Origin of the sequence: Cyclobacterium amurskyense, assembly GCF_001050135.1 — a bacterium.
Classification (GTDB): Bacteria; Bacteroidota; Bacteroidia; order Cytophagales; family Cyclobacteriaceae; genus Cyclobacterium; species Cyclobacterium amurskyense.
Genome location: NZ_CP012040.1, coordinates 774120 through 790536 on the forward strand (window position 1 = coordinate 774120; position 16417 = coordinate 790536).

Annotated in this window: 11 protein-coding genes; 9 read left to right on the forward strand and 2 right to left on the reverse strand. The window is 36.9% G+C overall.

Translation table 11 applies throughout. The annotated features are described in order from the left end of the window. The first annotated feature begins 221 nt into the window (after positions 1–221). Positions 222–1721: a hypothetical protein gene (locus tag CA2015_RS03060; protein ID WP_048640563.1), complete on the forward strand. Its 1500-nt coding sequence runs from the start codon at positions 222–224 to the stop codon at positions 1719–1721. On the opposite strand, the gene porU2 is transcribed toward CA2015_RS03060, so the two are convergent. Continuing rightward, positions 1710–6764, reverse strand: a complete 5055-nt coding sequence (gene porU2, locus CA2015_RS03065; protein ID WP_084011608.1) for a putative type IX secretion system sortase PorU2 — start codon at positions 6762–6764, stop codon at positions 1710–1712. The genes CA2015_RS03060 and porU2 overlap by 12 nt on opposite strands. Further along, positions 6751–7857: a putative type IX sorting system protein PorV2 gene (locus CA2015_RS03070; protein WP_048644325.1), complete on the reverse strand. Its 1107-nt coding sequence runs from the start codon at positions 7855–7857 to the stop codon at positions 6751–6753. Before CA2015_RS03070 ends, porU2 begins: the two co-directional genes overlap by 14 nt. A 392-nt stretch (positions 7858–8249) precedes the next feature. Between CA2015_RS03070 and CA2015_RS03075 the strand changes: the two genes are divergently transcribed. The 8 genes from CA2015_RS03075 to CA2015_RS03110 all read left to right on the forward strand — a co-directional run bounded on the left by CA2015_RS03075 (position 8250) and on the right by CA2015_RS03110 (position 16411). After that, the gene (locus CA2015_RS03075) at positions 8250–8588 is read left to right on the forward strand and encodes a PadR family transcriptional regulator (RefSeq protein WP_048640564.1); all 339 of its coding nucleotides are present in this window, start codon (positions 8250–8252) and stop codon (positions 8586–8588) included. A 50-nt stretch (positions 8589–8638) separates the two neighbouring features. After that, a complete protein-coding gene (locus CA2015_RS03080) occupies positions 8639–10540 on the forward strand; it encodes a PspC domain-containing protein (RefSeq protein ID WP_048640565.1) in 1902 nt (633 codons plus the stop codon). A gap of 92 nt (positions 10541–10632) precedes the next feature. Beyond that, the gene (locus CA2015_RS03085) at positions 10633–11403 is read left to right on the forward strand and encodes a ChbG/HpnK family deacetylase (protein ID WP_169786458.1); all 771 of its coding nucleotides are present in this window, start codon (positions 10633–10635) and stop codon (positions 11401–11403) included. A gap of 588 nt (positions 11404–11991) precedes the next feature. Continuing rightward, positions 11992–13392 carry an MBL fold metallo-hydrolase RNA specificity domain-containing protein gene (locus tag CA2015_RS03090; RefSeq protein ID WP_048640567.1) on the forward strand — a complete coding sequence of 467 codons (1401 nt, stop codon included), beginning with the start codon at positions 11992–11994 and terminating at the stop codon, positions 13390–13392. Between the two features lie 51 nt (positions 13393–13443). Continuing rightward, the gene (locus tag CA2015_RS03095) at positions 13444–13914 is read left to right on the forward strand and encodes a carboxypeptidase regulatory-like domain-containing protein (protein WP_048640568.1); all 471 of its coding nucleotides are present in this window, start codon (positions 13444–13446) and stop codon (positions 13912–13914) included. A 128-nt stretch (positions 13915–14042) separates the two neighbouring features. After that, positions 14043–14615 (forward strand): RNA polymerase sigma factor, encoded by a 573-nt coding sequence (locus CA2015_RS03100; RefSeq protein ID WP_048640569.1) that lies wholly within the window; start codon positions 14043–14045, stop codon positions 14613–14615. Continuing rightward, a complete protein-coding gene (locus CA2015_RS03105; protein ID WP_048640570.1) occupies positions 14605–15369 on the forward strand; it encodes a synaptonemal complex protein 1 in 765 nt (254 codons plus the stop codon). Before CA2015_RS03100 ends, CA2015_RS03105 begins: the two co-directional genes overlap by 11 nt. 16 nt (positions 15370–15385) lie before the next feature. After that, on the forward strand, positions 15386–16411 hold the full coding sequence (locus CA2015_RS03110) for an outer membrane beta-barrel protein (RefSeq protein WP_048640571.1): 1026 nt from the start codon (positions 15386–15388) through the stop codon (positions 16409–16411). Positions 16412–16417: the final 6 nt, after the last annotated feature.

Below are 16417 nucleotides of genomic sequence, written 5' to 3' on the forward strand. Positions count from 1 at the left end.
TTTGAAGCTTACCTTAAATTATAAAATTTATTCTAAAGGACTGAATTATTAATTTACTCAAATTTCAAGAGGCCTAAATTATATTTATAACTTTAGGCAGGATTACTGGGGTAAAGCCACCTTTTTTATCAGAAAACTAACAAATATTAAAGTTCTACCTAGATCAAAAGAAGCAAATGAAAGCACTCCTTATTTAGCCCCTAACAAGTCAAAAGCCAATCATGTGTAACAACATCTCTAACCTTAAAACTCATCGATTCTTTAAAAACACAAAGTATCCTTTGGCTGTATTTTTTATAGCCCTTCTAATCGGTACTGTAATGAATTTCTGCAAATACGGCCCCTATATAACCCCTGACACTATAGGGTATTTTAATATGGCCCAAGGAAAGGATCCCGAATTGACAAGTCTGTCTCCATTTTATTCTTATTTCCTCTCCTTATTTCCTTTTTCATTGATATCGATCTTTGATAGAGCAATAGTTTCTGGGATTTTGATGTTTTTGCTGGCCTTCTACTTATTATTTAAGATGTCCCGGAAAATTGGGGAAAATAGCGTAAATTATTTTTTTGCTTTCGGAATCAGCATTCTATCCTGGTGGTCATTTAGGGTATTAGGAAGCGCCCATGCCGACAGCCATTTTTACTTAATGTTTTTGTTTTGGATATACCTTTTCATTTGGAAAAATGAAAGGAGCACGTTGTACCTAATTTTAATCTGTTTCCTTTCTGCATTAATGGTCTGGGTAAAACTAAATGCTTTATTCCTTGTTCCATTGCTCGCATTATGGGTTATCATAAGCAAAGAAAAACAATGGATATATGTTATTTCAGCAACAATTATTTCATGGCTTATTTATCGATGGAATATGCCAGAAAACATCCTTGATTTACATCTTTCAAATCAAGTAGTTCTTCAAGCCAGCCAACTTTCTACCATTGGACTATTTTATGAAAACCTCTCAACATGGTTTCAAGTAAATCTTGCTTTACTATTTTCTGACCTGCTAACACAACATATACCGAAACCACTTGCCTTCACATCTGCATTGCTGAGTTTCGCTTTTCTAATACATTATTTAGTAAAATCCCATAATCAGCATAACAATCCTATCTACAAAGCACTACTTATCAGTTTTGTTTACAGTGTGTTTTTTTTAGGCTTTGAACTGAAGATCGGCTATAAAGAAATCAACTACAGAACACTATTTCCTCAGCTAGTAACACTCTCTCTTGCTCTTTGGATTTACCTTATTCAATACAACAAGAAAAAATCAATTTTAATAATAGGTCTTTTGATAACTAGCTACACATTAAGCGGCCACTATATTATTTGGCAAAGGAATGATGTAGCTTCACTTATTACAGCCAAAAGATTTGACAATAGTAAACAGAAAGAAACTATTGAACGGATTTTAAATCAAAACCATCAACAGATTTTCAGCAATAGCCCAGAAAAAATTATGCTATCATTCAACACCATAGACGTACTTCAAATTGCCCCTAAAAACCGATTTATTGAGGGGAAAAACTACCCGCTCAGTGATGCAGAAACAGAATTAGAACGTCAAAAAAGCATTCAAGCTTTAAAAGATGGTTCGGCCTTGGTAGTGCTTTTTCAGCCTACCAAAGAGGATTTAGAAACTTACAACATCCATGGGATTAAATACCTAAATGAGAACAATATGGCAATATTTTATAAGGACAGATTAACGCAATAGGTACATTTTACCATACCCTTTCTTAAAAGCTTTGTCTGCGGAGGTATTTCTATGCTCCATGAATTGACCATTTTTCCTGACCAATACTCTGTAAATATAAACCCCATTGGCCAATTGGTCGCCAAACTCATCTTTTCCGTTCCAAGCGTACTCAGTAATGTTATTCCCTATGGTAATCGGGCCAAGTTCATCCTGAAATATTTCTTTGACTACCTTACCAGTTATTGTCATTATTTGAATTTTTATTTCATCGGGAACCTCTGCTCCTGTCACCGTAAAGACGAACCTCACACTACTGCTAAAAGGATTGGGGTAGGGATAAAAATTAGTTATTTGACTCTCATTAATCACCTCAAAACTCACTTCATATGGCACAGAACCTGCCATATTACCTGCTGCATCGCTGGCATTAATTTTCAAAGTATAAATACCATCATCTAAAGGACCAGGCTGAAATTCAATGGTGAAATCCGCGTTTTCAGTTGCTTCAAACCATTTCACCCTAGAATTACTAAAACTTATTCTCTCAAAATCACAGCCCTCACAAGGCTTACGAAGCATCAATTCCATTCCCAGTGTATCCTGTTTCAATGAAATTTTATTTTCATCTTTTATCTTGGTCGATATGATCACTGTAGGAGACACAATATCACCGTTCATTATGTATCTTCCATCGAAATTAACGTCCAGTACAGGATTTAAATCGTCTCCGGTCACCTTAAAATATTTAGGCAAATCCATTACATTGTTTGTATAAATCTGCTCTGTTAATTTTCGAGGGTTAACAAATACGTTAAGCGAATTGTCCCCAGCCTTTCCTTTGGAGTCAAAATCTATTGTGAAAACTGAAGATTCGCCTGCCTTAACAGCAGGAATCTTAAAGCTCTCTTTGGTAATCTTCCTTTGGTCAATATTAAGGAACGAATAATCAACCTGTATGGAATCAAGAAAATCATGTTTTGAAATATTGATATATTCAAAGGTTAACTCATCTTGCTCCCCTTCATTTAAAACCACCTCTTTACGTTGATCTTTCAAAATTAAAACACCTTCAGGTACTCCCGTATAGTCTACCTGCCATTTGGACAATTGAGGCAAATCTTTATCTGGTAAGTCATTTAGGGAATACTTCAATCTTAAGAAAGGATAGTTCTTTGCATCAAACTGTGTTAGGTCCGTTGTTTCTACATTTACATCTTGCAGCAAAGAAACTTCTCCTCCATCTGGAGTAACGCCAACCACATCCATTGAACTTTGATCTGGCTCAAACAAGTCTTTGCTTTTTACTTCATTAAAAAACTTTATCCAATCTGATGCAGGGCCAACTTTTGGTGACAATATACTTCCTGAGGGAAAATACCCTTGAATACTGGTCTCAAACGAAATAACTTGAGAATCTCGAGCAAGTTCATCTTCAACATCAGGAACAACCTCTATAGCTTCCCCTGGCCTCATCCCCTTTCTTCCAAAAAGAATATAAGGATCCCCTGTTTCTAAGTTTCTTAAAGTTGCTTCATTTGCCCCTAACTCCTTAAGTTTGAAATAAGCTTCATCCGGCCAATCTGAAAAAGTCACTTCACCAACAGAAAAAATAACAACATAATCATCTTTTTTCACACCTTCTACAAAATCAAGAAGCATGGTTTTTCCCTCATCAGTAATGTATGCATTAGGTATATTTTGAATAACCTGCGGCACTCGTCCACAAGATCTAAAATCAAGGACATCTACTGTAACCAATGGTACAGGTAAATAAGGTTCTAGTGTCTGGTGGTCAAAAGCCATCAACCCAAGCGAACCTGCTCTGCAAAAACGATTAAAAGTATCTAAAATATAGGCGACACCGTTTAGCATAATCTGGGTATTCTCCACCCTATACTCTTCATTCTCTGACCCAAAAGTAAATACATCAATATTTAAAGAAGTATCTTGAAACTGCCAACTCTGATCTGAAAGTGAAATACTTATGTTTGAAAGTTGATCGGCTAAAAATTGAGGTAATTTTCTTTGTGTCCACCCTTCAGGCCCTCCTTCAATATAAGAAAAACTACTTGTTTTCCATGAAACATCCTCTCCCTCTCTAGGCGCTGAAAACTTAGTCCGCCAGTAAAAAGTAAGCGAATCTACTTTAGGTATTTCATCAAAAAGAGCTACGTTCCATCTGGCCAGGTTATTTGTTGTTATTCTAACTTCTTTTCTTTTGGGACTTGAAAAATCCGAAGCAGTATCAAGTTGAATTATTAGATTTCTTTGCTCAGTCGCTAATCCCGGTATTTGAGCAATCATTTCTAAATTTGTTTCATTTACGATTCCAAAATCAAGAGGGAACAAATTTAATGTTCCACTCAATGGCACGAAGAAGGTTACAGATACGGAATTGTTGGCATAAGTTAATTCATCTATCTGACGACTTTTATTGACGGTGATGTTAAAAACATTGTCTCCGAATGAATTAATGCCCGAGTTAGGGATAGTAAGGACCAGCGTATCTAATCTAAAAACCGGCTCAATAGGTTCCACAGGAATGGTTACAACAGTTCCATCTGGTAATTGTCGCTTGATATCAATATCAACTTCGCCCAGATCAACTATGCCTAAATTTTTGATTGGAATAGTCAACTCCAATGTATCGGAAAGTGAATTTAGCACCTGGTCATTTACCCCTGTCAATAGAATTTCATCAGCATAAATTGCATAATCTGCTTTATTTGCCGGAAATATTCTAACTGCAGGGTCGCCTAACATTATTATCTGGTTTGCGTGAGATTGGTTTACCTCAGACACCCCATACCTAGAATAAAATAATTTTTCTGCTTGTTGCTTAATTTTTCCTAAATTCTGATGAATCATGCTGGAATCTGAGAAAGCAGTAGTGTAAAATGATTCACTATACCTTCTTAAATAAACATCTATACCAACGTCTGCATGTGCCAAGAAATTAGAAGCTCCTCGTTCAGGGGTTATTATCCAATCTTCTCCAAAGGTATAGGCATCCCCGAAAGCATTACCTGCATCACAGCCATTTAATAGTAAAACAGGATATTTACCTTTATTTCTATACCCCATTTCACTAACACTTACAAAACCAATATCAATATCAGTAGTAGAAGGGGCTGCATGTCCGAAAAAAGTAACAAGACTGACGCCGTCATTGACCTGCTCAGAGATATTAATTAACTCTGTAGTAGCATTTGACCTTTTCCTAACAGTCTCTACATTTCCTCCCAAATAGACATCTTCAGCAATCACTTTGAAACCATTAAGGAAGTTATAAAACCTTTCTAGTTCAAAAGCTGATCGTCCTCCACTAAGGTGCATAAGGTTTTTTTGCCAAGGCTCAGAGACTCCAAGCGCATCTTTTTCTTTTATTTTGTCCAAATAGGCAGCCACATCATTGGGTGTTCTGGCGGGGATGCGTCCTACACTTATATTCCTCTCCAGCGGATTCTCCGGATCCAAGCCAATCGCAAAGCGATTGTCAGAGTAAGGATAACCAAAAGTGGGAACCAACTCTTGAAAAGTAAATACTGAAGGATTGGTCCGATAAAAATAGGTAATACCTGAGGACCTTCTTGTATTGAAAATACCATATGCCCGCCCAATCAACAGTACATTTTCCGGTATATATTTCTTCTGGTAAAGTTCCAAAAACCGTCTAATTCCTAAGGGGCTTTTCTCTCCAAAGGAAAACTGATCGTATAAATCCTGCACATTGACTGTAAGGGTATCAAAACCACCTCCCAAGGGCGTGGCCCTATAGGAAGCATAGGCTGTTACCGGATCACCATAGTTATCTGCAGGCTTTCGTAACAATTCATGGGAAATAATGATAAAGTTTGCTTGCTGGTTTAATAAATTCCGAAACCTTACTTTCTCTAAGACATTTAATTCTATAACATTGGACTGGTTTTGAACCAAAACTTTATTTGAACCAGCTCCGGTTGGAATGAGCAGTTCATTGCCTGTTTTTTTAACTTCTAATCTAACAGGGTTAATTTTATCTGTGACATCATAGGCAATATAGTCCTCACTTGCCTCTTTTATGGTAAGTACTTTGTTACCCTCACTAAACTCAAACGTTTTTGTCTCAAAATCTCCCGAAAGCCCTGAAGAACTGTATTTAATTTGAGCATAATTGATAGAAACATTATCAATGGTATTGTTTACCCCCATAGAGGTAACCTTAATAAAAAAATCTCCCTCAGGGGATAAATCAGTTTGCTTAAGCAACTCACTCACAACCTTATTTTCATACTCTTCGAAAGTAAATTGCCCAAGTTCTCTCATACCATTTGCCGTAGGGCCTATGTGTACTGAGACCTTATGAGAAGTTTCCGATCTACCTACAAAGCTGATTTCCAGTTGAGGGTTCACATTTCCATTTACTATTTGTCCAAGACCATAAAAAATCAATGTTCTACTTCTACCTCTGGAAATAATTGATGAGGTCCAACCTTGCCCTTGGTCATATTTAGACAACCTCACTCCTGGAAAATACTCTCTGCCCAAGGAATATTGCTCCTGAAAATGCTGTAATGCCTCTAATTGATAATTACTTATTGGCTCCAAGCCATCCCCTATCGAAGGAGAGGCCATTCTTTTACCAAATGAACCTGGAGAAGCGGTAAGAAAATACGCAGTGGTATCATTGTGGGTATTGTAATGTGGGTTTGTCATCCAAGCTTCATCCTCATACAATAATTTGTCTAAGGTTCCGTCATTCCTTTCCCCAATAAATTCCAAATAGTCATCCTGATCAAAAGAACCGTCTTGCTCTCCGCTAATGTAAACGGCCACTTCTTCCCCCCTATGATAAACCTTTATTTCTCGAGGGTCCAAATCATCCATAGCAACTCCAGAGGCTGACAGAGTAGTATAACTTAACTTATAAATACCATCGGAATAAGTAGGGATTTTATAATAATCAGCATCATAATCCAGCCACTGATCTGATTGACCTTTGGCAAAAAAATGTACAAGCAAACCAGTTACTAGTAAAGCAATACGAAAAATTCCTGTTCTATTTTTTCTACAAGCCATCATACAACCTAAAACCAGACTTTAACGGATTAAGAGAAACTTTTACACTAAAAACATGAGAATAAGGTGTCTCAGAAATACTTCCGATATCCGTAAGGGCGTAGTCTACTAAAACTGCCTCACTGACCCTAAACCCTAAACCAAACCCTGGTTGAACTGAGGTGTATTTTGACCCATCAAAATCAATAAGGGTCTGGACATTACCAGCCCCTACTCTAAAAAAGGCAGATTGTCTGTAGCCCAACTCCATCCCAAACTTCGGAGACAAATTAAAAAGATCACTACCATACAAGGTATTTCTTTGTCCATCAAAAGTGAGATCTAAATCCAATACCGTCAATAAATCAATCTCTTCTGTAAGCTCAAAATTTCGAGAAAGACTTAAAGTTGCTCTCGGTAAAGTTAGTTCTATACTATTAATGGGGATCTCATTTTGCGTTTGGGCATATATGTCCCTCACCAATTCCGCATTATGTGACCATGCATTGAAGGTAGTAGTAATATCTCTGGCCATCAAGCCTATTTTCCAGCCGTTTTCTATATATATCGCGCCAAAATCCAACCCAAACCCCCATGCTTTGGCAAATTTACCCACATTCCGATGGATGACTTTGGCATTGACTCCCATTTTAAAATAATCACTAATGTCACGTGCAAAGGACAGCACCAAGGCATAATCTGCCGCATTAAAAAACTGTATATTATCGTAATTCAAAGCCCCATTGGCATCATATAAAAATCTGGTATCGGGAATGTCGTCTACCCCAAACCTAATTAAGGAAACAGCTATCTGATTGTCTTCTTGGATATTTGTAGAATAACCTGCGAAATCGAACTTTGCTATTCCCGCAAAATATTCTGCATGCATCAATGAAAACTCATGCTCATGCTTGATTCCTAGCAAGCCCGCAGGATTCCAATAAGCGGCAGTGACATCGTTCACAGCTGACACCTGAGCACCAGCCATTCCTAAAGCCCTGGCTCCAATTCCAATGTTCATGAATTCGTTGGAATATTTGGGGGCAATTCCCTGGGCTCCGACAGCACCAGACAGCAAAATCCCCACCAATACACAAAAATTTGCCCTACTAAACATGAGTTTAAATAATAATTCATTCGCAAAGTAAAAAGAAAATACCATTGTAAATATTTTGAAATTGAAAAATTATTGAAGGTTTTGTTCGGAAATGTCCAATTGTGAACAATAAACTGTACGAAGCCATTACAATCATTGAGACATTTATTAAAGGACTTGTGAAATTGAAAAAAAAGAAAAACATTATCCGATGGATTAATTCTACTGTTATCTGCTTTTAAAACAAAAAATAACGCATTTTGACACAATTATAGGTTATGAAACGAACTTTGTATACCATAGAATTAGGCATAACCTACTAGCACTTGAAAAGTTGGTATTGTTTTTCGAATTGAAATAAACAATCGGCAAAAAAATGACCGTGATTAATTTATTTCTCTTAAAATAAAAACATGAAAGCTTCAAACACCCAAACCCAGATGCGGAAAGGGATATTGGAATTCTGCATATTACATATCATTTCCAGAGGAGAGGTTTACGCTACTGATTTAATAGAAGAGTTGCAAACTGCTCAAATGATTATTGTAGAAGGCACATTATACCCTCTTTTGAACCGGCTTAAAAATGCCAACCTGGCCACATACAAATGGGTGGAATCGGATGCAGGTCCACCGCGGAAATATTATTCTATTACACCTGAAGGTTTAACTTTCCTAAATGAGCTTCAAACCACATGGGTAAACCTAGACTCTTCCGTCAATCAAATTATATCGAAAGCAAAAAACGAGTAGATGAAATCAAGTTATTATAATTTATTTTCTTGACCTTAGTCATTTAAATCATGAAAAAGACAATCAGCATAAATATCAGTGGCATTCTTTTCCATATAGAGGAAGATGGATATACTGCATTAAAAAATTATTTAGATGCGATCAACCAACACTTCTCTCATTACGAAGGTAATCAAGAAATAATTACGGATATAGAGAACAGGATTGCAGAGATTTTTCTGAGTAATCTAAAAAACAATAAGCAGGTAATCACTGCAGACAATGTAACTAACCTTATCAAAAAAATGGGGACAATAGCAGATTTTAAAGCTATTGAAAGAGACATGGATGAGGAAAAGCCTACTGAGGAGTCAGGCAATGATTTTTATAAATATGTAACTCCCCCAGACCAAAATTCAGGTAAAGGTTATAAAAAACTATCCCGACTGGTTAATGGCAAAATACTGGGGGGCGTATGCGCTGGATTTGCAAACTATTTCACAATTGACCCTCTGTGGACAAGGTTGATAACTATTCTACTGTTATTTAGCGGTGGATTAAATTTTAGCCCACTTAGACTTCCATTTTTCGCTGATGACTTTCATTTAAACGCTGCACTTGGATGGTGGACGGTAATTTCTTATATCTTGCTCTGGATCATACTTCCTGTCTCTTACGATAAGCCAGAGGACAAAAACATTAAAAAGCTATACCGAAATCCAGATGACAGGGTCTTGGGAGGAGTGGGTAGCGGTCTGTCTGCTTACTTTGACATAGATGTCCTATGGGTTCGCCTTGCATTTGTTGCTTTAACCTTTGCCGGTGGATCTGGATTCGTTTTATATTTTATCCTTTGGATTATCACTCCTATGGCTAAATCCATTACAGAAAGAATTGAAATGAAAGGTGGGGCAATAACCTTGAGCAATATTGAAACAACCATCCAGCAAAACCTATCCACCGAAAATACCAAAGAAGAATCGACTTCAAAGAGACTATTGCTTGCTCCTTTTCGCTTTCTAGGCAATTTGATAAATGCTTTAGGCAAAGCTCTTGGTCCATTTGGATCCTTCTTATTGGCTGTTATAAGGGTGTTGTTTGGCCTTATTATTTTTATTGTAGGCATGGTAATGCTGATCGTACCACTTGCTTTTTTAGGACTTTATAGTGAACTAGTTTCTAATAGTGATTGGGCATATATGTTAGATGGCTTTCCTATAAACACAATAGGTGAATTATTACCTATTTGGTTGGCTATAGCCTTATCTATTATTGTATTTATTCCTAGTATAGTATTGGTTCTATTAGGAATTAGCGTAGTGATCAAAAGAAACCTGATTGACGGAAGATTTGGCTTGGTTCTTTTTGGTATTTGGGTAATGTGTATTCTAGCTGGAGCATTTCAGGCACCAAAAATCATAGGCCAGTTTAAATCCGAAGGAAGCTTCACCGTAGAGCAAACCATGGATCAACCCAAAGGAACTCTTGTTTTAACTGCTGATGGAAATGGAATGGATGATGTAGAACTCGGCTTTGTTAAACTCCAACTTAAAGGTCATGAGAAAGAAGAAATGCTTATCTCCCAAAAGTTTATTTCAAAAGGTTCTAACAGAAAAGAAGCCATTAAAAATGCCTCTGAAGCAGAATACGAACTGCAGTTGACGGATAGTGTGCTGGTTTTTGATAAATTCTTAACCTTCCCCAATACCGCAAAATTCAGAATGCAACATTTGGATCAAACTCTATTTATCCCTCAAAACAAAGCCTTTACCATTGACCGAAACTTACTTTCTATATTAAAGAATACGCTGGGTAATGATGGTTACAAAAGCAGGGATGTTAACAATAGAAACTTCTGGGTTTTTAATGAAAATGGGCTCCTTTGCTTAAATTGCATCGATGACCACAAGCAATCAGAAGCAGACAGTCTTTCCCGATCTATTTATAAAAACAGCTATTTTATGGAGAAGTAAAATTCACCTCAATAGAAGGGTTATGGTCAATTTGGGATTTCCCTCTGTATGGATATAGCGTATCTATTGAGCCTATTATGCAACACAACCTTATGAACAGAGTAATCATTAATAGTGATGATTTCGCATCCGATAAAGAGGTAAATCAATCCATATTATCTGCATTTAGTCAAAAACTAATATCCTCATCTACAGCCCTTGTGAATTTCTCAGAAGGGCTGGAAGATGCGGTTCAGATGGTCAAGGCAAATCAAATCCCTAAAGACGCATTGGGCTTACATCTAAATTTAACTTCGGGGGCACCTGTACTGGAAGAAACTAAAAGTTGTGGGTTAATTTGTGAAAATGGGCTTTTTCACGGAAGAATTAGAACCAAACCACAATTCCACATCAAGCTAAAAGACAGACAACTAATTTTCAATGAATTGGAAGCACAGCTACATAGATTTAATTCTCAATTTGGATTTATGCCTAGCCATATTGATGGGCATGAGCATGTACACACAGAGTGGGCCATTATGCGCTGCGTTAATCAATTGGCCAATGAAAATAAAATTACCAAAATCAGGATTGCAAGAAACTTAGGTGAAAACACAAGTGCTTTAAAAAGTAGGTATAAATCATTTTTTAATTGGCGATTAAGGCAATTGGGCTTTATTACAACTGATTTTTTTGGAGATTTTTCTGATATTGAAATCAATAACACCCATTATACAGGTAAGACCGTTGAGATCATGGTTCATGCGATCCCATCAATTAATGATGACATTGTAAACGACTACAACAATGTACCTCTTAAGGATAAAGTTGAAAAATTCAGGCGGAACAACAACTTCGACATGATCAATTATAGTCAGTTATAAAAAAATTCCACCCTCTTGTCCAATTTCACTTAAAATTGATGCTGTTCATGCCCCCCCTCATTAATATAGAGCTTTGGTAATTTACCCTATTAGCATTCTTGTTTTACTGTGCTCCAAATCATCTTGTTTTAACCCGAAATATGCAATAGACAATCTATTACGTACTGAAATCGCTTCAAAATCAGCCACTTCGTTGCTGTTTTCAATTTCACCATAGCAGTGCTATGCTAAAATCTCCAAACAGCCTGATTTTCTTGCGATTGCAACACTTCCCGTAAACACGGGACAGGCTTCACCCCTGACATTGTCAGGGCGGAGAATTCCTATTACATAATCCGGGTTTAAGAGAAAAAAAAAATGGGGATAGCAAAAGGATAGTAGGAAAAACGCCTGTAACTTTTCCCCATAAAACCTAAGTTTAAAAGTAAATTAGCTATATTATACCAATAATAAACAGATTATTGGTAGGCCCGAAATATGCAGTAAATCTTCAATTAGGTGATGAAATTACTTCAAAATCACTCACTATGATCTCTTTTGTACTTTCCGGGTTAAATTATTTTTCGGACACTTAATTCAATAATAACTATGGATGTTAAAGTAAAATTTCTCGGAGCTGCAGGAACAGTTACCGGTTCCAGATTTCTTTTGGAGGTAGATTCGCTAAAGATTTTAGTAGACTGCGGATTGTTTCAAGGCCTCAAAGAAAACAGGCTTAGAAATAGAGAGATTTTTCCCATAACCCCTGATTCCATAGATATAGTTCTACTTACTCATGCCCACATTGACCACTCTGGATACTTACCTAAGTTAGTTAAAGAGGGCTTTAATGGGCCAATTTACCTAACTGAAGCCTCTCTAGAATTGGTGAAAATTTTATTGTTGGATGCTGGAAAATTACAGGAGGAAGAAGCCAAATTTGCCAGAAAAAAAGGGTACTCAAGGCATGAAGACCCTCAACCTTTATTTACTCGTGAAGATGCGGAAAATGTCTTCCCTAAATTGAAGCCTATTCCTTTTAACAATGAGGTCAAAATAAATGAGCGAGTCCGTTTTACTGCCTATAATGCGGGCCATATACTAGGCGCTGCTATATTAAAATTACAGATAAAAGGAGAAAACCAAGAAAAGAGCATTGTGTTCTCTGGGGATCTGGGAAGATTCAAAGATCCTATTTTAAACCCACCAGCAGAAATACCCTTTGCTGATGTATTGTTTCTTGAATCCACTTACGGAGATAGGGTCAACGACTCTATAGACATAGACAAGCAACTTGGAAAAATCATCCGAGACACGAATTACAATGGTGGAGTATCCCTAATTCCTTCTTTTGCTGTAGGCAGAACCCAAATGCTTTTGTTTTATTTGCACCGACTACAACAAAAAGGCTTTATCCCTCAGATACCGATTTATGTAGACAGTCCTATGGCAATTGATGTTACAGGGCTATACAAAGATTTCCCTGAATACCATCATTTAGCCCCTTCTTTGGAAAATAATGACTCCAACCCTTTTCAACATAAAAACCTCCATTACTACAGAGATCAAGAATCCTCTATAAGCCTAAACACGATCAAAAGCCATGCAATAATCATTTCCGCTAGTGGCATGGCCACCGGAGGCAGAATCCTACACCACCTTTACCACAGGCTACCCAATGAGCAGGATAGCGTGATCTTTGTAGGTTATCAGGCTGAAGGTACCAGAGGCAGGAAAATATTAGAAGGAGAAGAAACATGCCGGATATATGGAATTGACGTTCCAGTCAAAGCTAAATCACACTTTATAGATGGGTTATCGGCCCATGCGGATCAAAGTGAGCTCATTAGCTGGTGTGATAATTTCATCACGAAACCAAAATTCACCTTTTTAGTACATGGTGAGCCTAAAGCAAGCGAAGAATTGGCCGGAATTTTGAAAGAGAAATTTAACTGGAATACTATTTGTCCACAATACCTGGAATCTTTTATTCTATTTTCAGGTATATAAGGACAGGGTTTCCATTTGTTTAATGGCTAATTTTATCTTAAATATTTCCTGATGAATAAATTCTCTAATTTAATCTACTTATTTATACTGGTACTATTTGTTTTTTCATCCTGCAAAACAAATAAAACAAGCACACAAGGAATAAAAGGAAAAGTATTTTGGGTAGAGGGAAATCAAATGCCCCAGGCATCACAGGAAACAGCCACAAGTTTTTCTCCAGCTGGAAAAAAGCCTGTTATACGAACCATTAATATCCATCAATTAACCCATATCAATGAGGCAAATTTAGGAGATTACCTTTTTGGAAATATTGAAACTCCCCTTGTTGTTTCTGTGGAAACGAACAATGAGGGGGAATTCTCCGTTATGCTTCCCCCTGGCAAATACTCCCTATTTACTGTCGAAGAAAAAGGCTATTTCGCAAGTATCTTTGATCTTGACGGTTATATCCATCCGGTAAAGGTGGAAAAAAATGAATGGAGCCAGGTTGAAATAATAATTGACTACAAAGCATCTTATTAAAAACAATCAATTGAAAATCAACATTTTAAACAATTCAATTTACTTATATTAAAATTTGTTAATTTTTTTACCTTTGACATGCAACCTTTTTTGACCCGAAGGTATCTACCTTATTGAAAGCAAAAAAAATGTCGACTAAAGAAAACTTTTCAGAAGCAGAAATCGAACTGATCAAAGGTTGCCTTGATGGAGACAGAAAAAGCCAAAGGGATTTGTATGATCAGTTTTCCTCAAAATTTCTAAGTATTTGTTTACGGTATATAAAAGACCAGGACTTGGCACAAGATGTACTAGTTGAAGGATTTATGAAAATCTTTCAAAGTCTAAATACTTTTAGAAATGAGGGGAGTTTTGAAGGGTGGATGAAAAGAATAATGGTACGGCAAGCTTTACAAACCCTGAGAAAAAACAAAAAATTACTAATGGAGGTAGATTGGGATGACAATGATCATATCTCTACTCCAAACCTGGTTTTTGGTAATATTGAAGCTGACGAGTTATTGAAACTTGTCGCCTCTCTTCCGGTTGGTTACAGAACAGTTTTCAACCTCTATGCCATAGAAGGCTATTCTCATAAAGAAATCAGCGAACTATTAGGTATAGCAGAAAACACTTCAAAATCCCAACTAAGCAGGGCCAGGTCACTTTTGCAAAAACAGATTGCCCCCAATTCAATTAAAGTAAATAGCAATGGCAGATAACACAAATAATTTTGACAAATTGTTTAAAAGTACTTTGTCAAATCACGCCGTAACTCCTGCCCCTGAGATTTGGGATAAATTATCCACACGATTGGATAATGACAAGAAGCCTGTGGTTTTCATTTGGTGGAAATGGATAGCGGCTGCAGCTGTAGTTACCATCTCGTTTTGGTTAATGTATCAACCTAATGATTACTTGCTTAAAAACACGGCATCCTTGTCAGTCAGTGACACTAAGTTTATTGAAAAGAAGCCTTTTAGCCTTTCTCCAAAAATAATAGCGGCGGAAAAAAGCCTGAGTGAAAAGCAAGAAGAAAATAAAGGGGAGGGTGTTAATAAAATAAAAGCAGCCAAAAAGCAGCTTGTTAAGAATGAACTTAAATCCAATAATTCCACCTTAATCAAAGAGAAAGAACACAAGGTTAGCCGGGTTAAAGAGCAATTACCTCCAGCATTAGAAGGCAGTGGCACGCTTGAAAGCAATGATTTATTTGTGACTGATATCAAACAGCCTGATTTTCATCTAGCCCTAGCCCAGGCTAAAACAAAAAAGAAGTCCTCAAATGATTATAAAGTAAAGATAATCTCCAATGGTTATGCTATACAACCAGAAAAAGAGAAACTAGTAGAGGGGCTTGAAAATAAAATTGGTGGTTTTTTCACCAAAGTAGATGAAGGATTTGGTGGCTTACAGGATGCCAAAAACAATCTATTTGCTTCTCTTACCACAAAACGCGAGAAAAAAACAAACTAACTAGATATTTACTATTATGAAAAAGTATGTAATGGCCATATTCTTTATGGCACTTGTACAAATGGCTTTTGCAGCTCCGGAGATCCCTTATGACAAACCAGTAAACGACAGTATTATTGTCGAATTTGGGCAATCAGGTAAAATGGTATTTGTGGTTGATAATCCTGATGACTTTGAAAGGTTAAAAAACATGGATATTAACCAGATAATTAAAGAACTAGACCTTCCCAAACCGACGCAAAACGGTGAACTTACAGTTGTTGAAATCAAACAAAAAGACGGCAACAAAGAAATTGTCACCATATATGAAGATATGGGAGAGACGGAGGTTACTGTTGGTAGGTATAAGGTGATAGTTGACGATACAGGTAACAGAACCAAAGTAAAAGTTATTACCAGCCCAAAGAAAGACAAAGACCCTGATTTCCGAACATATATTAATACTGACATTGGTATCAATACTTTTTTTGAAAATGGAAGTATCCCTGGAGAAGGAAACGCATTTAATCCTAAAGGATGGGGCAGCTGGAATATTGGGTGGAACTGGATGGCCAGTCAAAAACTATCTAAGGGAAAATACTGGGATTTCGGTCTTGGTCTGAGTTGGTACAACTTCAAGCTTGACAATGCCAATTACCAGATATTAGGTACCGAAGATGGAGTGTCTTTTGTCAATCGAACAGATGTCAATGGCTTTAAAAGCAAGGTTTCAGCCTCTTACTTAAACGTCCTCACCATGTACAGACTTGATTTTGGTAAATTAAATGATAGTGGAAGAAACGGTTTAAGGGTAGCCATTGGACCTTATGCTGGATACAGGCTTGGTGGAAGAAGTAAGTTTGTATACAGAGAAATAGGTGGTTCAGGAAGGAAGAAAGACAAAACATCAGCAGGTGCTTATCTCAATAATTTCAGATATGGTCTCAGAGGCGAGATTGGGTTTAGAAGCGTAACTTTCTTTAGCACCTATGATTTCAATCCATTGTTTCAAAAATCTTTAAGTCCAAATGTCAATCCATTTAGTTTTGGACTTGTATTTTAATCACCT